The sequence below is a fragment of the Paenibacillus aurantius genome (assembly GCF_032268605.1).
Classification (GTDB): domain Bacteria; phylum Bacillota; class Bacilli; order Paenibacillales; family NBRC-103111; genus Paenibacillus_AO; species Paenibacillus_AO aurantius.
In genome coordinates this window covers 2,544,109-2,563,280 of the sequence record NZ_CP130318.1, presented here as the reverse complement: position 1 = coordinate 2,563,280, position 19,172 = coordinate 2,544,109, and the positions used below count along the sequence as shown (strand labels likewise).

15 protein-coding genes are annotated in these 19,172 nt (G+C 57.7%); 1 reads left to right on the top strand and 14 read right to left on the bottom strand.

The window, feature by feature from the left end; all coding sequences use genetic code 11:
- Positions 1 to 13: 13 nt before the first annotated feature.
- From gntK to MJA45_RS11515, 5 genes are all read right to left on the bottom strand, one after another.
- Positions 14 to 1,567, bottom strand: a complete 1,554-nt coding sequence (gntK, locus tag MJA45_RS11535; RefSeq protein WP_315607397.1) for a gluconokinase — start codon at positions 1,565 to 1,567, stop codon at positions 14 to 16.
- On the bottom strand, positions 1,564 to 2,835 hold the full coding sequence (locus MJA45_RS11530; RefSeq protein ID WP_315607396.1) for a nickel pincer cofactor-dependent isomerase, group 22: 1,272 nt from the start codon (positions 2,833 to 2,835) through the stop codon (positions 1,564 to 1,566). The genes gntK and MJA45_RS11530 overlap by 4 nt, the downstream gene beginning before the upstream one ends.
- A 30-nt stretch (positions 2,836 to 2,865) precedes the next feature.
- Positions 2,866 to 4,329: a tagaturonate epimerase family protein gene (locus MJA45_RS11525; protein ID WP_315607395.1), complete on the bottom strand. Its 1,464-nt coding sequence runs from the start codon at positions 4,327 to 4,329 to the stop codon at positions 2,866 to 2,868.
- Between the two features lie 33 nt (positions 4,330 to 4,362).
- Complete coding sequence (locus MJA45_RS11520) at positions 4,363 to 5,376, bottom strand: LacI family DNA-binding transcriptional regulator (protein WP_315607394.1); 1,014 nt, start codon at positions 5,374 to 5,376, stop codon at positions 4,363 to 4,365.
- Positions 5,377 to 5,484: 108 nt separating this feature from the next.
- Positions 5,485 to 6,081 carry a hypothetical protein gene (locus MJA45_RS11515; protein WP_315607393.1) on the bottom strand — a complete coding sequence of 199 codons (597 nt, stop codon included), beginning with the start codon at positions 6,079 to 6,081 and terminating at the stop codon, positions 5,485 to 5,487.
- Positions 6,082 to 6,319: 238 nt separating this feature from the next.
- On the opposite strand from MJA45_RS11515, the gene MJA45_RS11510 reads away from it, so the two are divergent.
- On the top strand, positions 6,320 to 6,943 hold the full coding sequence (locus MJA45_RS11510) for a YktB family protein (protein WP_315607392.1): 624 nt from the start codon (positions 6,320 to 6,322) through the stop codon (positions 6,941 to 6,943).
- A gap of 291 nt (positions 6,944 to 7,234) precedes the next feature.
- On the opposite strand, the gene MJA45_RS11505 is transcribed toward MJA45_RS11510, so the two are convergent.
- From MJA45_RS11505 to MJA45_RS11465, 9 genes are all read right to left on the bottom strand, one after another.
- On the bottom strand, positions 7,235 to 8,707 hold the full coding sequence (locus MJA45_RS11505) for a four-carbon acid sugar kinase family protein (RefSeq protein ID WP_315607391.1): 1,473 nt from the start codon (positions 8,705 to 8,707) through the stop codon (positions 7,235 to 7,237).
- A gap of 1 nt (position 8,708) precedes the next feature.
- Complete coding sequence (locus MJA45_RS11500) at positions 8,709 to 9,968, bottom strand: ribulose-bisphosphate carboxylase large subunit family protein (RefSeq protein WP_315607390.1); 1,260 nt, start codon at positions 9,966 to 9,968, stop codon at positions 8,709 to 8,711.
- 83 nt (positions 9,969 to 10,051) lie between these two features.
- Positions 10,052 to 10,711 carry an aspartate/glutamate racemase family protein gene (locus MJA45_RS11495; protein ID WP_315607389.1) on the bottom strand — a complete coding sequence of 220 codons (660 nt, stop codon included), beginning with the start codon at positions 10,709 to 10,711 and terminating at the stop codon, positions 10,052 to 10,054.
- A gap of 40 nt (positions 10,712 to 10,751) precedes the next feature.
- Positions 10,752 to 12,482 carry a glycoside hydrolase family protein gene (locus MJA45_RS11490; protein ID WP_315607388.1) on the bottom strand — a complete coding sequence of 577 codons (1,731 nt, stop codon included), beginning with the start codon at positions 12,480 to 12,482 and terminating at the stop codon, positions 10,752 to 10,754.
- A gap of 21 nt (positions 12,483 to 12,503) precedes the next feature.
- A complete protein-coding gene (locus MJA45_RS11485) occupies positions 12,504 to 14,087 on the bottom strand; it encodes a response regulator transcription factor (RefSeq protein WP_315607387.1) in 1,584 nt (527 codons plus the stop codon).
- Between the two features lie 32 nt (positions 14,088 to 14,119).
- A complete protein-coding gene (locus MJA45_RS11480) occupies positions 14,120 to 14,944 on the bottom strand; it encodes a carbohydrate ABC transporter permease (RefSeq protein ID WP_315607386.1) in 825 nt (274 codons plus the stop codon).
- The gene (locus tag MJA45_RS11475) at positions 14,941 to 15,810 is read right to left on the bottom strand and encodes a carbohydrate ABC transporter permease (protein ID WP_315607385.1); all 870 of its coding nucleotides are present in this window, start codon (positions 15,808 to 15,810) and stop codon (positions 14,941 to 14,943) included. The genes MJA45_RS11480 and MJA45_RS11475 overlap by 4 nt, the downstream gene beginning before the upstream one ends.
- 79 nt (positions 15,811 to 15,889) lie before the next feature.
- Positions 15,890 to 17,254 (bottom strand): ABC transporter substrate-binding protein, encoded by a 1,365-nt coding sequence (locus tag MJA45_RS11470; protein WP_315607384.1) that lies wholly within the window; start codon positions 17,252 to 17,254, stop codon positions 15,890 to 15,892.
- An 88-nt stretch (positions 17,255 to 17,342) separates the two neighbouring features.
- Positions 17,343 to 19,142 carry a sensor histidine kinase gene (locus MJA45_RS11465; RefSeq protein ID WP_315607383.1) on the bottom strand — a complete coding sequence of 600 codons (1,800 nt, stop codon included), beginning with the start codon at positions 19,140 to 19,142 and terminating at the stop codon, positions 17,343 to 17,345.
- Positions 19,143 to 19,172: the final 30 nt, after the last annotated feature.

The following is a 19,172-nucleotide window of genomic DNA, read 5'->3' as shown; positions in this document are numbered from 1 at the left end:
TCTTATCTCTCCCTTATCTCCCGATATGTTTAAGCTGGAAGGCCGAGATTTCGTCGAATTCATTGGTCAACTGATGATACACCCGGGAATAAATGCCTGTCAATTCACGGTAGATCTCATGGTTGGCCTCATCGACCGAATGCCGGCTTCCGGTTTGCACCCATTCGTGGATGCCGCTGAAATCCTGAATCTCTCCCATGGCCAGCAGGCCCAGCTGGGCGGCTCCCAAACCGGACGCTTCAATGGCATCCGGGACCGTAACGGAGGCTCCCAGCACATCCGTCATGATCTGCCGCCAGAACGTGGAGCGGGCAAAGCCGCCGGCCGCGCGGATTTCACCCGCTTTCCCGCCAAGCTCCTCCAAAGCAGTCATAACCGAATGAATGCGGTACACGACCCCTTCGAGGACCGCGCGGATCATATGGCTCTTCTGATGGTACATCGACAAGCCGAAGAAGATTCCCCGGGCATTGGCATTCCAATAGGGTGCCCTCTCCCCGAGAAGGAATGGAAGAAAAAGAAGTCCGTCGGAGCCCGCCTTGACGCCTTCCGCCAGCTTGGTGAGATGATCGTAAGGATCCAGCCCCAGACTTCGCCCCTCCTCCGCTTCGAGAGTAGCCAGCTGGTCCCTCACCCAGCGGAACATGATTCCACCGTTGTTGATCGCCCCGCCGATTACCCAAAAGTCCTCTTTCAGCGCATAGCAGAACAGCCTGCCCTGCGGATCGGTAACCGGCTCGCGGACCACTCCCCGTACCGCACCGCTCGTGCCGATGGTGACCGCATAAACTCCGGGATCGATGGCTCCGCCCCCCAGATTTGCCAACACCCCGTCGGACGCCCCGATGACAAACGGCGTATCCGGGGAAAGCCCCATCTCAATCGCCTGGACGACGGGAAGCCCCTCGAGGCGGTAGGTGGTCGGCACGGGCTCCGACAAGCGTTCCCGGGTAAGGCCGGTGAGACGCAGGGCTTCGTCGTCCCAATCCAGCACCTTAAGATTAAACATTCCGGTCGCGCTGGCGATGGAATGATCGACCACGAACCGGGAGAACAGCTTGGCAAAAACAAATTCCTTGATGCCGATAAATTTATACGCCTTCTCGTAAATCTCCCGGTCATGGTCTTTCATCCAGAGAAGCTTCAAGAGCGGGGACATGGGATGGATAGGCGTTCCCGTTCTCCGGTATATTCCGTGTCCGTCATGGTCCTTCTTAACGATTGGGACATAAGCGGAGCTCCGGTTGTCCGCCCAAGTGATACAAGGGGTAAGCGGATTCCCTTCCCGGTCCACCGCAATCAGGCTGTGCATGGCCGAGCTGAAGGAGACGCATAAAATCTCCTTAGAGGAAATCCCGGCCTTCCAGATGACTTCCTTGATCCCTTTGGTAACCGCCTGGTAGATTTCCAGCGGGTTCTGCTCGGCCCGGTCGGGTGTCGGCGTATGCATCGGATACTCGATGGAATGGGAGGCCAGCACCTTTCCCTCCCGGTTGATCACGAGCGTCTTGGCGCTTGTCGTCCCGATATCCGACGCGATCACATACGGCTTGGCGGCAGGACTCATCCGAAAAGGTTCCCTTCGCTGTCAAACGCCAGGTCATACGGCTCGGTAAGGATTTCGATATCCGGATGCTGTCTGGCTTCCTCCAGAAGGTTGACCGAAATTTCAATTTCCCCGAGATGCAGCGTATCCTGAATGCGGACGAGCCGGCATTTCGTGTAATCGAGAATGTTGCAGGTTTTGACCGCGGCTTTGATCGCATAGAGCTGATTCTCGAGCGTCGTCGCTAGTTTGGTCGGCGCACATACGGTGGAGGTCAGTCCATTCGCATAGGTCCCCGGCAGATCGGTCTTGTCCACAAGCCGCTGGGTCGTAAAATCCGCCGTGCCGACTCCGTTCGCGTTCCCGTTCGTTTCCTCCGTCAGGTCGAGCACTACCATCTTGCTCACATCCGGTCCTCCGTGCGCATACGGGGTGGGGTACCGTCCGGTCACGTTCGGATCCATGCCGTCTCCGCTGATGTTCTTCCCGATATAGTCGATTACGAGCACGTCCACCTGGCCGAAAAGAATTTGCGGAAGCCGGCTCTTGGCTTCCTTCAGAAGCTCGACTTCCCTTTCTTCGATGTCGGAAGCGGGGAGCACTTCGATAAGGCACGTCTCGTCATACGCGTTCTCCACCACGGCCACCCCGAAAAGAATAGGCAGCTTGTCGATCATGATACGGGCCATTTGGGGGACGTTCTCCGCCATATACTTGAACCCGAGCTGATGGCACGCCTCCGCCCCCTTCTGCTTGCCAAGGCCGATGGCGATCATTTTCATGATGCCGCTCTCGATCGGACCGCGGAAGGCGGTGTGCGGCTTAACGCGGTTGATGACCACGATGGCGTCGGCCTCGGAAGCGATCTTGTCGACATAGACGGGAAGCCCGTTCGGCAGGGAATCGATCTTCACCACTTCCATAGAAGACAGAATGGGAGCGCCCATGGCCTCCTCGGTCACGCCAAGGTGATGCAGAATATTCTTCTGCCCTTCCGCCGTCGCTCCTCCGTGGCTGCCCATGCAGGGAACGATGAAGGGCTCGCCGCCCCGCTCCTTAATCGCGTCAATCGTCGTGCGGGTCAAGAGACCGATGTTCGCCACGCCACGGCTTCCGACCGCAACGGCTACCCGCTGGCCCGGCTGGATCCGGTCGACGGCCCCCGGCTTGCGCAGCTCTTCCTCGAGCACCTCCCGGATCTCGGTCACCGCGGTCCGGTCAAATTTCTGCCGGATTCGGACCATTTGAGGAACGGGAATGTCCTTAAGCAGCTCTTGTAAAATACTCATTGCCTCTCAGCTCCCAACCATAATATTCGTTCACAATCCCAAGGCTTTGACATGCGACTCGATATCGGCCGCCACCATCCCGGCGTAATCTTCCTCCCGCTCCGTCAGCAGCCGGACCAAATCCCTTCGGATCAGAGGTTGGCCGTCCGCCCCCGCGGCCTGCAGCAAACGTCCGTATAGAATATAGAACATTTGCCGGACCGGTCCATCGTTCAGGTAATCCGGAAGCCGAACATCAGGCGTTTCATTAAGAGGCCGGATCTCGTCGGGCCGAACGGAAACCGGATCGTAGACGGAAACCTCATCCACCTGCTCCAGGGCGTATTCATGCATGAGACGATAGAGAAAGGGTTCCCCTTCCGCTGCGAGCTTTACCGCGGACAGCCACCCGCTTCCCGAGGTCTTGATGTGGAACCTTCCGCGGGTTTTCTCGGCCAGCAGCGGAAGCACGGTAAACTTATTCCCTGCTTTGTGCAGGCAGAGCTTATAGCCAAAATGGTCGGCCACCGCCGCGTGCAGCTCCAGCTCTTTCTCCAGAAGCACCGGATCCCCTTCGAAATCGACACCCTTGCCGAAGACCCCGGTTAAGCCGGGAGCGACTCCGAACAGCTCCATCCCCTTTGCATATAACTCGTTGGCCAGCAGAAAATGCTCCTCCGCCGACGTCGGCACCAGTCCGCCGTCAAGCGCTATCTCGAGCTCCACCGGCCGGGAGGAGAGCCGGATATACTTGTCGTACAGCCGGATGATTTCGGCCACCGCCCGCTCATAGAGGAGAACGGTCCGGACAAGACACGTCCGGTTATAGGAGAGCCGGGTTCCCCCCACGGTAAAGGATTGGTTAAGATACCGGTTCTCATAATGCTTGCGGGTTTCGGCGGACAGCCTGCTGTAGGCCGCCTCCAGCTGTTCCTCATCGGAGGAAAGCACGGGATAATGAAGCCAGTCCCCCGTATCGAAGGTAAGCAGAGTCGCCCCCTGCTCCACCGACATCTGCATGTCGGCTTCCGAGCGCAGCCGGTCGGCATCCGCCCCATATCCGTCCCGGTAGCCTTCCTGAAAGACGGCAAAGGCAGCTTCATCGACCACATCCCGGAAGCTCCGTCCCGTCTGGATCAGCTCGCCGACACTTTGCTGGGCGAGAATCGGGAAGACGGCCTTGCGGCGGATGGCCCGGATATAACCGGGGATAGCGCAGCCCAGCCGGTCGCCAAGGCCGAAGGAAGGGTGCCGGGTACCGGCCGGCTTGGGAGCGGTGAAAGGGAAGAACCGGTTCAGGACGACCCGGTTGGCATGGGTCAGCGGGCAGAGCTTCCCTCCCGATTCCGGCTCTCCCTCCAGAGCTTCCAGCAAAGCTCCTTCCCCCGCGGCAAACAGCTTTCGATCCCCATCTTCCTTTATCATAACCACAGCCGTTCCATCCACGGCGGCAAAGGATCGGGAGTAGACGATAAGCTTCTCGCTCGCGGCGTCGGCCGGTCTCTTGTCAGTCATAGCCATTCGTAAGCCGGTTAACCGTTCCATCCCTCATTCCCCCTGTTCGATTCGTCTGACGGACTCCCTCTCCACAAGCTCGGTATGCATAAAGACGGGATCGTCCGGCATCTCCTGCCTCCCCATCAGCCTGAGGAGCATCGAGGCCCCTTCCCGGCTGATGCTTTCAATGGGCCGTTTAACCGTCGTAAGAGCGGGAAAGAGGTAGCCCGAGAAAAGGTTATCGTCGAACCCGCTGACCGAGATGTCCTTGGGCACCCGCAGCCCATGTTCTTCTATGGCGCGGATGGCCCCCACGGCCATGTCGTCATTGAAACAGAAGACGGCGGTCGGCAGGGGCTCGGCTTTCAGGAGCTTCTTCATCGCCTTGTATCCGCTTTCCATCGTATACGCCCCTTTGACCGAGTAGCTCGGGGTAAAGGGCAGTCCGTTAGCCTGAAGCGCATCCTTCACGCCGTTTAACCGTTCCTGTGATGAACGAAAGCCTGCCTTTCCCTCCAGCACCGCTATCCGGGTATGGCCCATGGCGATCAGGTACTCCGTCATCCGGAAGGCTCCTTTTCGCTCGTCCGATAGAATGTTGGCAGCTTTCACCCCTACCAGCTCCCGATTCAGAACGACCAACGGGATCCCAATGCCGGTCACATAGCGGATGAAGGCATCGTCCTGCTCACTCTGGCTCATGAGGATGATGCCGTCGAAGCTCTTGCGGGTAATGCGGGGGAAGCCTCCGGCGTAATCGTCAATCCCTTTGACTACCAGGTTGTATTCGTCTTTGATGACGCTGTTAACCCCGCGGACGGTATCGTGGAAGAAGCCGGCGGACGTTCCCGTCTCCAAGGTGGAAAAGAACAGGCCCACGTTGTAGGAACGGTCGAGAACGAGACTTTTGGCACTAAAATTGGGTGTATAGTTCATCTGTTCGGCCAGCGCTTTAATGCGGTCTTTCGTCTCCTGGTTAATCAGGGGACTGTCGTTCAGCGCCCGGGATACCGTCGTGTGCGAGACATTCGCCCGCTTCGCGATATCCTTGATCGTCACGCTCATGATACCACCTCACCCCTAATGATAGCATGGAGTGCACACGTTAAACAACCAAAACCTCCCTCCCTTGAACGCAAAAAAGCCGGTCCCAAGACCGGCTTTCCCGCTTTACTAAAGCTCCATCATCAGCATTTCCTGGCGGAGCTCCTCGAGCCGCTGCTTGATGGCTTCGGCTTCCTCGTGGTCTCCCTTGCGGATGGCATCCAGCAGAGAGGCCAGCTCGTAGTCCACTTCCAGGCGAAGAACGGGAATCCGCTCTTCAATTCGTTTGGATTTCATAGCATGCATAATCTCTTCCCCCGTTACCACAGGCTCTCGTTGAAACAATATTTTATGCTCTACTCCGGTGATCTCAACCATTCGGATGATCTCGCCGAACATGATGTTCTCGATTAGGATCTGCCGGTCCTTGAAACGCTTTACGACGGCGTGGCCTCTTGTGTCACCAATCATCTTTTCCATAAGCTCAGCCAATTTCTCGTCTTTCAGCACGTAATTCCCGACAATTTTGAAACGCTCCCCCACCCTTTGAAACTTGAGCTTAACCAGCTTGCGTCCTGTCCGTATGGAGACAATGAACAGATGGTCCGTCTCGTTCCAGTAGAGGGAGTAGCCTTCTTGAATCAAATGTTTAATGAAGTTGCGGATTAGCCGGCGATCGAAACGCAAATCCAAGTTGCAGTATTCCACTTCATGACTCTTATTCACGGCAATCCCTCCCAGTAGTTAACCGCAATTAGACTGAATGTTCTGACAACTCAGTGTTTGTTATATTTTATTATGATTAATATGTTTTAGCAACTTGGATTATTGACTATTTCTTTAGCAAACGGGGATGTTCGTTCTTTAACGGAAATGGCGGGCACCCCGTATCTTCTCTGTGCTATAATCTTAAAATAAAATTACCCTGCTCCCTTGCTTATTAATCATCCAGAGGAGGCTCCCCATGACCTTTCCAGGCTTCACCGATCAAGATTTCGACGTATTCACCGTACCCGGGCTGGAGCCCCGCATGAACCAGCTTATCGAGCAAGTCCGTCCGAAGCTTCATGAGCTCGGAGACCGGCTTCAGCCTTTTCTCTCGGCGCTCTGCGGGGAACCGATGTTTTCCCATGTGGCCAAGCATGCCCGGCGGACCGTCCATCCTCCCGAGGATACCTGGGTCGCTTGGGCGCCCAGCCGGCGAGGCTATAAAGCTCACCCCCATTTTCAAGTCGGTCTATGGTCCACCCACCTGTTCATTCAGTTTGCCTTGATTTACGAAAGCGGCCAAAAGCAGGCTTTTGCCGACGGGCTGGAGGGCCGCCTGGAGGAAATCCGCGGCGCCATCCCTTCCTCCTTCTTCTGGTCGACCGATCATACGAAGCCGGACGTGCAGCTCCACAAGCAGATGACCGGAGACGACTTTGCTCAGATGCTGTACAAGCTGAGGCACGTGAAGAAGGCGGAAGTGCTTTGCGGAGTCCGTCTGGAACGGAACGATCCGCTTGTCGGGCAGGGAGAGGCTTTACTCGAAACGGCGGAGCGTACCTTCGAAACCCTGCTTCCGCTCTACCGTCTCTCCTATTGACTCTCTCGTATTGCTATGTATATTCACATCTTTGACCGTTTTGTCCGATATATTCACCCCGCTCTAAAAAAAGCTTCCATCTCTTTTTAAAAAGGTACCCTGTGGAGAACACCTTAACGTGTTTCTCTATAGGGTATATTTTTTGGGCAGCTGGCAGAGGAGCAGCCGCATAAAAAAACCTACGTCAAAGGGAATCGTAACCCTTCGACAGAGGTGCAGGAAGATCCTTATTAGCTGATAGATTCACCGCTCCTTCGGCTTCTTCCGGGGGGTCCACTTCCGCGGCCGGCTTTATCGGACTCGCCCAAGGCGAACATGCTCGAAAAAGGAGTCGCTGCCGACCTGGCCGCCTTTGAGTGCCAGCTCCAGGCCGTCCAAGCCGGGATCGGTGGAATGGGCCCGGCAGATGGGCCCTCCCGGCTCAAGGGTGGAGACGCACTCCAGGGCATAGATGCCGAGCTCGCGTGTGACGTAACCCGAGGTGTCGCCACCAGCGATGACGATACGGGTCAACCCGGCTTCCCGCACCAGCTCACGAGCCAGTACGCCGAGCGCGCTGCCCAACATCCGGCTGCTCTCGTCGCTGCTCCGCCCATGTTTAGCGAGCTGCTCGCGCAGCTCGCCGATGGAGGAGTCCTGCGGGCCGGCGGCGCTGTAAAGAAGCACGCTGCGGCCGGCAGCCAGCTGCTCCAGCGCCTCCCGCTTCAGAGCCGCGCAAACCTGCTCGGCGCGATCGGCTTGAACCAGCAGCGCGGCGGGTACGCGAATGCCCGCGTAGCCGGCCTCGATCGCTTGCTGCAGCTGGCGTTCCGTCACGGGCGAGCAGCTGCCCGAAACGACGAGCAGCTGCGAGACCTCGCCCGCCTCGTCTTTCGGGGGCGTTTCGTCTCCCCTCCCGTTCAGCCGCCCGACCGCACGCCAAGCCATCGTGAGCGCGTATTCGACGCCCGAAGAGCCGATGACGAACAATCCGCCGTCCGGCTCCGGAGCCGTCTCCGTCCCTTGCGTCGAGCCAGTCTCGGATGCTTCCGTGTCCGGCATTCGTGACGCCTCTTCCCACAGCAGCCGTCCGACCGTCTCCAGATGAAGATCGTCGAGTACGTCAAATAGCAGCAGCTCCGGCCTTTCCGTCTCCACGAGCCGTCCAAGTCGCTCCCGGACTTCCGCCAGGTCCCCCTGCTGGGCCGTCATATCAAAAAGACCGGAGCGCAGCTCCGTTTGCTCCGCTAGATGAAGCCGGAGATCGGACTCCTTCATCGGGGTGACCGGGTGCTGCGACATCGTGGGGTGGCGATCGATCCGGTACACCTCGCCCCCCGCCCCGGCAAAATGGTGCCCGAACAGCGTGTACCGCTTCAGGTACGGAACCCCGGCTATAACCGGGATATAGCGGCCGCCGAACACGTCCCGGCCGATCTCCGCCGCCTTCCCTATGCTCCCTACCCGTGGAGAGGAGTCAAACGTCGAACACACCTTATAGTGAACGACGGCCGATCCGGCAGCCCGCAGCGTCTCAAACAGCGGACGCAGGTCGCGCTCCATCTCCTCCGGCGAGAGAGAACGGCCGACCCCGGCTACCCCGAAGCAGTCGGCGTCATGGAACCTTCTTTCCAGCATATCCGGCTCCGGCGGTTCGAGAAACAGTATGGTTCGCAAGCCCGCGCGGAACAATGCCTCCAGCACATCGGTCGAACCTGTAAAATCGTCTCCGTAATAGCAAAGCAGCCGCTTGCGCGACTGCTTCCCCATTTCCGTTCGTTTCATGTCAACCCCTCCCGAACTTTTCGATCGCCCGCTTCAGAACCTCATGTTGCTCGGCATACTCGGTGAGCGGAATCCCGCTCACCGCTGCCTCCCAGCCAAGCTTCATGCTCGTGAAGCCCGCCGCCGGACCGTCCGGGTGGGCCAGCATCCCCCCGCCGGCCAGGTGCATGACATCGACCGAGTTTATCGCCTCGTAGGTGGCTGGAGCCGTGCCCGCCCACTGAGCCGACGAAACGACCGGCATCGTGCCGTAGCCTCCGAAGAGCGGTGCCGCACAAGCCTGGATGGAACGAACGACTGAGTCGTTGCTCTCGTAAAATTTACTGTTCAATCCGTTTACATGAAGGTGATCCGCACCCGCCAGACGGCACAGCTTCTGGAACACGGTGAACTCCATTCCGAGCAGCGGGCAGCGGGTCAGCATTCCCCACTGATTCCGGTGGCCGTGAATGGGCACCTCGCTGTAGGTGTTAAGTGCGGCGAGACCCGCATACCCCACGCTCATGATGCTGACCATGACGCAAGTGCCGCCCTTCTCCACCACCAGGTCATGACGTCTTCGCAGCTCGTCGTAATCGCCCGTAATGTTGAAGGCGTACATGATCTTGCGGCCGGCGGCGTCCGCCGCGCGCTCCACCGCCTCTATCACCGCTTCGACTTTCTCCTCGAACGGCGCGTATGGGGGGTCGGCGTTCAGTTCATCGTCTTTGATGAAGTCGATTCCGGCTTCCGCCAGCCGCGTGACGAGACCGGCCAACTCCTTGGGAGAAAGCCCGACGCTCGGCTTGACGATCGTACCGAGAATAGGACGACCGTATACATTGGTTAGCCGGCGGGTTCCTTCCACCCCGAATTTCGGCCCCGGGTACCGGGCCGCGAATGCGTCCGGCAGCTCGAGATCAACGAGACGCAAGCCCGACAGCTCCTGGAGCTCATACAGATTTCCGGCGATGGCGGACAGCAGATTCGGAATCGACGGCCCAAAATTTAACAGCGGGAACGACACCTTGATCCGTCCCCTCCGAAACCGCCCGTCATGCCCCGGTGGAACGGCAGCGCCCGGCAAGGCCGGCGCCCCCGCTTCGTCCAGCTCCTCTACAAGTTCGATTCTCGCCGCGTGCCGATCCTTCACTTCCTCCGTCTCCCCCGGAACGGCCGTGAAGGTGCCGGTCGATTGCTCTCCGGCGATCACTTCGGCCGCCCTCTGCAGCGAGAACGGGGTTTCCACATAATAGGTGGCGACCACCCGGTCTTTACTCACTCCCGTTTCTCTCCCTTCCCTACATCCTCCGCAACATGCCAGGTACTGGCCGATGGGATGGTACGTCGTCGTGTCCCTTTCTTTTATAAAGCATCCAGTACCGCCTTCACATGCTCCACACCTAGCCGGGGCGAAGAGAATACCGGCTTGCCCGTCGCTTCGGCCAGCTTCTTCTCCATACGTGCCATTGAGCCCTGTGCGAGCACAAGCACGTCCGCGTCCGCCGCCGTACGCAGCGCCGTTTCGAGCAGAAGCCGATCGTGCTCCTCCGGCTTGCCGGAGACGAGCGCCGCGAACGCGCCTTCGGCGAGTCCGTTCACCAGCTTGACCTCGCGTCCCGCCCGCTCCGCCTGCTTCTGTACCAGACGCATGGTGGGCTCTAACGTCGACGGCAGCGTCGCCAGAACGGCGATCCGGTCGTAGGATGCCGCCGCTTTCGCTGTCATGGTATCGTCGATCTTCACGATCGGCACGCCGATCAGGCTGCGCGCCAAGTCGGCCACCTCGCCTACGGATGAGCAAGTGTTCAAGATGACGTCCGCCCCGATTTCTTCCGCATGGCGGTAATATTGCACGAGCCGGCGGGCGACGCCGGGCGGGATATGTCCCGCCTTGTTGATGTCTCCGATCAGGCTGTCATCGATGATATTGACGAGCCGAACGCCCGGCAGAACCTCCTGGAACACCGCCTTAAGCGGATCCGCCAAGCCCTGCCCTGTATAAATCGCCACAACCGTTCTCAATGAAATCTCCTCCTATTCCTTATTCCGCCTGGTGCATGAGTTACCAAACAAACTCTTTATCGACGCGGCGGTATTCTCCTTCGCGCATGGGAGCCGTGTCGAACACCTGCCGGTCGCTGTACATCGGCTTATGCTTGCCCTTCGGTGTAATGCCGACGACATCGTCTCCGCGCCACAGCGTTTCGAAGGTATGGCCGACTGCGTTCTCCAGCGTACGGCGTTCGCTGAGCGGGAACGTGACGGTGATCGTCTCCCCTGCCTTCGCCGGACCGAGCAGCAGAAACTGCTTGTTCACCCAGCGGCTTTCCTCATTGCCGCGGCCTTCCGTGACCTCGCCGTCAAACTCGCGGCGGAAACGGATTTTCGTGAAGCCCGCCCACTCCGGAATCCGAATCTGCAGACGCGGGATGTCTTCCCGAACATGCAGCACCACCTTGCCCTCATGCGGCAGATAACTGTCCACATCCAACCACTTCGAGCCGCGGTTCAGCAGGAAGTTGACGCTGATCGTCCCGTTTTTCTCGGTAATCGTGTTGCTCCACCCCATGAACAGGCCGCGGGTGCCGGAGCCGAGGCAGCACAGTTGCAGGTCGTTAATATGGCCGCGGCCTTCGATGACGTCGCAGACGACGTCGTTCGGCGCCGAATAGCCGGCAAAGGCACCGCGCGTACGTTCCGCTACCTTATAGCAGGAGCATTTGCCGACGATGTCGTGCGACTTGTCCTCTGCATGCTCCACCCAGCTCAGGTCGAGCAGCTGCGACTCCGCCAGATGGTTGCGCAGGAAGCGTTCGACGACACCCCAATATTCGACATAGCCGCTCTTCGCCAGCGTAATGCCCGTAGCGATGAGGTCGACGAGCGAGCACGTCTCATGCTCATAAGCCTGCTCCTGCAGATCGCCCGGCGTCCAGCCGAAGGTCGTGCACTTCGTCAAAGCCCAGTCGTAGCATTTTTTAACCCAGGCGATCTTGGCCGCATCGCCCGTGAAGGCTCCGAAGCGGGCGATCGCATCCAAGGTGCCGAGACGGGTATGGAAGTGGCCGCTGCGGTAAGCGAGCGCGTCATTAAAGCTGCCGTCCGCATGGAACACGCCGCTTCTCTCGATAATCAGCGCCGTAAAAAACTCGCAAAGCTCGAAGGCATCCTGATTGCCGGTAAGCTCATGATACTTGAGCAGCGGCATCACCAGGCGTCCGCAGAATGCCGCAGGATCCGGAGCGAGGCGCAGCTGCACGGCATTCGCCGAGGGCCAGCCGCCTTCCTTATACTCCGAAGCCGGGTAATACCAAACGTCGCGTTCCTTCACGGCGATCCGCTTGAGCGCCGCCACATGACGATCCGCCGCCTCCTTCACCTTCGGGTCACCGGTCTCCATATACCACGACGTAAGAGACAGGATGACTGCACGCTGGTCGATCAGGTTCGCGTTTGGCTCCCAGCTGCGGGTCGGATTGATCTGGCGGTAGCTCATCCCGTCTTCCTTGAAGAAAGTCAGCAGATTGGCGCGGTAACGCTCCTCGATCTCCTGGCCGAATGTCTCGCCCGACATGTGACGGGCCAGTACCAGGCCGTCGATCATGCGGCCGTGCGAGGAACCGTAGTCCCAATCTCCGTGCGTCATAACGGCAGGCTTTTTGACAAAGTTGGCGGCAAAGAAAGGGATATACCCGAAGTCTTCGTCCGCCATGCCGATCATCGCATTGATGGCGTGGGCGGCGCGCTCCTCGAGCATTAGGGTATCGGGAATCAAACGTTTAGTGGAAGTCATTACATTTACTCCTCTCATTTTTCATTGGTCAGCTAACCCGTGCATGCGGCGGTATTCGCCGATCGTCATGCCGGTCTTCCTTTTGAAAATCTGGCTGAAATAACGGTAATCTTCATAACCGACACGTTCGGCAATCTCGTAGTTTTTGTAGCGCGAGCGAAGCAGCAGCTCCTTCGCATTGCCGATCCGAACGTCGGTCAAGTAATCCACGAAGGTCTTCCCGGTCATCCTCTTGAAAATGCGGCTTAGATAATCCGGATTCCTATCATGCTGGACCGCAAGCTCGTGCAGGGTGAAAGGCTGCTCGGGATGGGCGTCGATCTGATTCTTGATTTCCGCAATAAGCTTCTCCCCCGACTTCTCGGAGAAACGCCCGTAAACGGCAAGCAGGAGCGGGATCAACTCATCCTCAAACATCCGGCGAATGGAAGCACAATCGGTTCTCTGCTCGATGGTTTCGTCGTAAGCTTTCCGCGGCCTTCCTCCCGTCTGCTCCCAATCGCTCCCCTGCGAATGCAGCTGCTTATCCAGGGCATGGAGCAGAAGCAGCGCATGCTGCTGCAGCTGTCCTATCGACACGGCAGACGCTTCGAATGCGGCGTAGAGCCGCTCAAATTCCCGTTGTACGGCTTCCGGATTTGCCGTCTGCAGCGCGAGCAGCAGCGCGTTCTCCCGCTCCTGGGGATACCCCGCTCCGCCGTTGGCGGCGCCGGCTCCACCGTCGCATGCATGGAGGACCACCCCGTTAGCGTGCAATGGTCTTGCCTTCAGCGCCTGCCTGGATTCGCGGTAAGCGGCGTTCAGCCGCTTTAGCCCGGAATCTCTCCCCTCCCTCGTCTCGCCGACGCCGAAGCTGACGGTCCCGCAGCCGGCTTGCCGTACGGCCGCCTGCGTAACATGGTGCAGCCGCAGAAGGTCTTGACGCGTCAGCTTGGCCCCGTGCAGAACGACGACCGTCTCCCTCGGCGATTCCGGCGACGCCGTCAGCTCGCAGCTCCACTGCCCGCCGAACAAGAACGGACGGGCCAGCTCCAGCTGCTTCTTCAGCAGCGGAGCCAGCGAGCCCCGCTCCTCCTGCTCCTCGAAGACGTCAGGCTGGACAAGCAGCACGGCATAGGCATCACCCTCCCGCCATTCCGGGGGCCGATACCCGTCCCGGTCCCTCGTCCCGAGAAGCAGGGACTTGAGCCAATCCCCTCCGGAGCGGTCCGCCGTCCGCCGCAAGTCCGCGGCCCGCCGGTCCAGCTCGGCCATGGCCTTCTCGAGGACGGCGGCGAGCTCCTCCTTCTTGACCGGCTTCAGCAAATAGTCGAACGCCTTGTGCCGAATCGCTTCCTTCGTATAGTCGAAATCGGAATAGCCGCTGACGACGATCGTCAGCAGCTCAGGCAGGTCTCGCTGAAGCAGGGCCAGCAGCTCCCGGCCGTCGAGGCCGGGCATGCGCATGTCGAGGAAGAGCAGGTCCGGCTTCAGCTGAAGCGCCAGCTCGTGCGCTTCATTCCCGTCCGCCGCTTCCCCCGCCAGCTCCAATCGATCCCAGGGGATGGATTGGATAAGTCCGCGGCGAATCCATTTTTCATCGTCGACAATAAGAACTTTGCGCACGCCTCCACCTCCTTTCCCGACAACCCGGGAAATCAACCCTTGAGCGATCCTGCCGTCAAGCCGTCGATGATAAACCGCTGAAGCAACAGGTAAAGCAGCAGAATCGGAGCCACGACCAGCACCATGAAGGCGAATACTATGCCCCAGTTCGTACTGTACATCGTGACGAAATTAAAGATTTGCAGAACGATCGTCCACTTCGTGCTGTCCGTCATCAAGTAGAACGGACCGAAGAAGTCGTTCCAGACAGACACCATCACTACAATGGTTATGGTAACAAGCACCGTCATCAAGAGCGGCAGGATGATTTGCGCGTACAGCCGGAAAAAGCTGCAGCCCTCCAGCAGCGCCGCCTCGTCGAGCTCCCGCGGAATCGACTTCATGAAGCCCACCAGAAGGAAGACCGCAAACGGCAGCAGAACCGCTGTGTAGTACATGATGAGGCTGAAATAAGTACCGCGGATATGCAGGTCGCCCATCAGCTTGATCGTCGGAACGATCGAGACCGGAACAATCAAACCGCAGATGAACGTGTAGAAAATGGCGCGCATGAGCTTATCGTCCCGCCTCTGAATGACGAAGGCGATCATCGAGGCGAACAGGTTGACGCATACCACGACCGAGCCTGAAATCAGGAAGCTGTTCTTGAACCCGCGCAGCACGTGGGCCTGTTGAAGCGTATCCTTGTAGTTCTTGAATTCCCAAACCGACGGAAGGGAAAGGCCGAACAGAGCCGACTCGCGAATGCCCTTGAACGAATTGACGAGAATCATGTAGAAAGGGATGAGGATCAGCAGCGCAAGAGCTACCGCGATCAACTCCAATATAATAAGGCGGACGCGCTCCTGGGTCGTCACATCTCCACCTCCCTCTTCTTCATAGCCAGCAGAACCGGAACCCCGACCACCGTCACCAGGACGAACAGCATAAGGTTAACAGCCGTCGCATAGCCGAACTGGCCGGTGCTGAACATCGACCGGATGTAGGTGAAGAACACCTCGGTCGTATAGCCCGGACCGCCTTCGGTCAGGACGTAAACCATCTCGAACACCTTCATGGAGCCGATCATGGACAGCAGGACGTTAACCGTAAAGGCAGGTGCCAGAAGCGGAAAGATGATCGAGCGGAACCGGCTCCAGTAGCCCGCCCCGTCTATGGCGGAGGACTCCGTCAGGTCCTTCGGGATGAATTGAAGGCCGGCAAGGTACACGACCATCGAGAAGCCGGCTACACGCCAGACGTCCGTCCCGATAACCGAGTACAAGGCGATCTTCGGGTCGTTCAGCCAATCGTGGGCCAGAAAGCCCAATCCGAACGTCTGGAGCAGGTGATTCACGACGCCGTTCTCCGGATGATAAATCGCCCGGAAGATGTAGCCGATGACGAGCGGAGAAATCACATACGGCATGAAGAATACCATGCGAAGCAAGTTTCTAAGCTTGAGCGCTTCGTTTAGGATCAAGGCCAGGCCAAGACCGCATACGTTCTGAAGAACGGTGACACAGGCGGCGAAGATAAGCGTATTCGTCAAAGCCGTCTTGAGCCGAGGCTCGCGGAAGAGCTCCCTGTAATTGTCGAGCCCGGTGAAACGAATCGTATCCGCGTTAATATTCCAATCGGTAAAGCTGAAATAAAAGCCGATCAGCGTCGGAGTAAGAAAGAACAGCAGAAAGATGGCAAGAGCCGGAAACGAGAAGTACAGCGGGTATTTGCGTTTTTCCATGACTCTCCTCCTTAGGCGGGTAGGCGCCGGCCGATGACCCGGAGGATCGGCCGGCAGGGCTGCAAAGGATAGAGGGCCATTACTGGAAGCCCGGCAGCAGCTTCGCTTTGCCGTCCTTCTCGTAGTTGGTGGAGAACTCCTTCAACGCCTTGTCAACGTCGCCGTCGATGAAGAACGTTTGCAAGGTCTTCTGGAAGTCGGCAAAAGTCGGAGTAAGACGGTTCTGAACATTCACCTTGGCTTTGCCGGCGTCGATGAATTCCTTCACGGTCTTCTGAACCGGATACAGGTCGCTGGTCGCATTCTGGAAGATCGGAATGCCCGGCTGCGTCTGGTAGTAAAGATTGACCATTTCCGGTGAAATCATGAAGCGGATCAGGTCGGCCGCTTCCGCCGCATGCTTGGCTTTGGTCGGGATCATGAGCTGGTTCGGAGGCGTCATCAAAGCCGTACCGGCATCCGTATTAGACGGGAACGGGAAGAAGCCCAGCTTATCGGTTACGAACGGCTTGCCGAATTTCTTCTCAAGCTGAGGGATAATGCCGTCGAGCATGAACGCCATCGCTACCTTGCCGTCGCCCATCAGATTCTGCATTTCGTCGTAAGTACCGGCCAGAACGTTGTTCTGATAAAGACCCAGATCCTTGATCTGCTTTTGCTTCATGAACAGATCCTTCAGCTCCGGAATGTCGGCAAGCTTCATCTGGTTGTTCTCTAGCTTCTGAACCCCCGCATCCTTGATCGCCGGATCTACGTTCGATACCCAGCCGGTGAAGTAGAAAATTTGAGGAGGCCAGCTATCCTTAACCCCTTCGTAGAACGGAGTGATGCCCGCTGCTTTGATCTTCTTTGCGCTTTCAATCAAGTCATCGTAATTTTTGGGCGGCTGGACACCGACCTTCGCGAATACGTCTTTGTTGTAGAAGACGCCGTAAGCGCCGATCGAGCCGAACGGTACCCCGTAAATTTTGCCGGTCGTGGTCGTCTGGAATTCTTTCATCGAAGGGATGATGCGGCTCCAAACCGCAGAATCGCCCGACCATTCCTTAAGCGTTTCTTCCGCACGCAGCTTTACGTTCTGCTTCGTGCCCGGCTGCATAAGGAACAGGTCCGGGAAATCTCCTGTGGAGAAGCGGGTCTTCATCATGTTGTCGAAGTCGCCTCCCGGCAGGGCTTGCAATTCCACCTTGTTGCCGGTTTTTTTCTCATATTCCGCAAAAATCTTGTTGTACGGGGCGGCGTCCACGGTGTTGGAGATGACGAACGTGAGCGTAACCGGTTCCTTCTTGCCCGCAGCGGAAGAAGAAGACGGAGCCGTGCTCGGGGCAGGCGAAGAATCGGACTTGCCGGACGAGCTGTTCGACATCGAGTTGCCGCAGCCTGCGGCCGCCAAAGCCGCTATGGACAGAGTGACGAGCGCTAGAGCAGGTTTGTTATTCTTCATTGGGGAACCCCTCCTAAAGTAATCGCTTACCTCTTTATTATAAGAAAGCGCTTACTAATGCCCCATCCACTTTTTTGACTTCTAATGTTTAAGATTCCGACTTCTCTTCAAGCCGAATCCGGATGGTCGTACCTGCTCCCTTGCGGCTGTCGATGGAGAACTCGAATCGATCCCCGTACAAGATCGCATAGCGCGCATACACGTTGCGAATTCCGATGCTGCCGCCGCTCGGAGCCTCCTTCAATTCGCCTTGATAAAGCGGCTGGCGCAGCTTTTCGCGAATCTCCTCGAGCTTGCGCTCCGATATGCCGACTCCGTCGTCTGCCACCTCGATCGTGACGCTCCTGTCCTCGCGGTAGGCGGACAATCGGATCGTCCCCCGTCCGCGCTTTTGCTCTATGCCGTGAAACACGGCGTTTTCCACGAGAGGCTGCAGCGTCATTTTGAGTAACGGGAAGTTGTAAAGACCCTCTTCTACGCGAAGCTGATAATCAATCTTCTCTTCAAACCGGATTCGCTGAATTCGTAGATACGCATCGATCTGCGCCAGCTCCTCCTGCAGCGTGACGATCTCGTCGCTGCTCTTCGTGTGATAGCGGAACATGTCAGCCAGGGAATGGGCCATCTCTCCGATTTCCTCTGCCCCGTGGTAATCGGCCATCGCTTTGATGCTGTCGAGCGTGTTGTACAGGAAATGCGGATTAATCTGCGAATGGAGCGCCGCCAGCTGGGCCTCCTGCAGCTTGATCTGATAGACGTATTTGTTCTCGATGAGCTCTTGGAGCTCGTCCATCATGGAATTGAAATTGGCCGCGATGCGGCCGATCTCGTCGGAACGCTTGATATCCGCCCGGATGGAGAAATCGCCCCGCTTGATGTTATTGACGGTCTTGTACAAATGCAGGATAGGCTTCGTGATGCTGCGGCCGAACAAAATGGACATAAGGAACGTAAGCCCGAAGGCGAAAATCGCCGTATACAGCGTCGCCGTCTTGATTCCCTTTAACGGGCCGATAATATCTCCCTTCGGCAGCAGCAGGACGATTTTCCATTTGGAGTAAACCGATTCCGTATAGGAGACCAGCTGCTCTTCCCCGTCCACATTAGCCCAGAACCGCCCGTTCTGCCCGTTCATGCGCATTAGCAGACTCTCGCCGACGTGATGGGTGCGTTCATTATCCGAGGAATACACCTGGCGATGGCCGTCGTCCAGGACGACGAACTGGCTGTTCGCCGTTAAGTCCGCATTCTGGCCGATGCTCTCAAACAGCTTGGCGTTATAATCTGCGCGAACGACGATGAAGTCCACCGGGTTGGCGAAATCGCGGATCAGGATGGAGACCGAGTAGGAATCCTCCTTATCCGGCATCCTCCCCCCGGAAGCGCCGTTAAAGAAATAGACCTGCCCGTCGCGGGCCACGGTGTTATAAAACCATTCCGACCTCTGCACCTGCAGCGGGGTGTCGGAAGGGGAGCTGTCCGAGGCGCTGAGCAGCTCCCCCGTCGTGTAATACACCTTGAACCGAACGAAGCCGGGTACGGGCGTCGTGTTGAAGCTCTTGAGGAACAAATCCGTCAGTCTTTGGCGGAACAGGAATTTCTCCTGGGGGCCCATCGTTTTGTATAAATTGATGCTGTCGATATACTCTTGGCTGTAATAGGGAGCGAGCAGCAAATTCCGCTTGGCACGAAAATCGTTGTCCATGTTGTTCTCGATCTGACGCACGATCTGCAGGCCGGCCGTCTCGACCTTTTCCGAAGTGGATCGGTAGGAAATATAGAAAGAAAGCGATCCAACCAAAGCGATGCTTAGCAGGATAATGATGAAATAGCTGAGCAGCAGTACGGTACGGATGCCGGATAACGCCGATGCTATTCTTTTCCACATAGTTGATAATCCCCCATCGTGCGCAGCGAA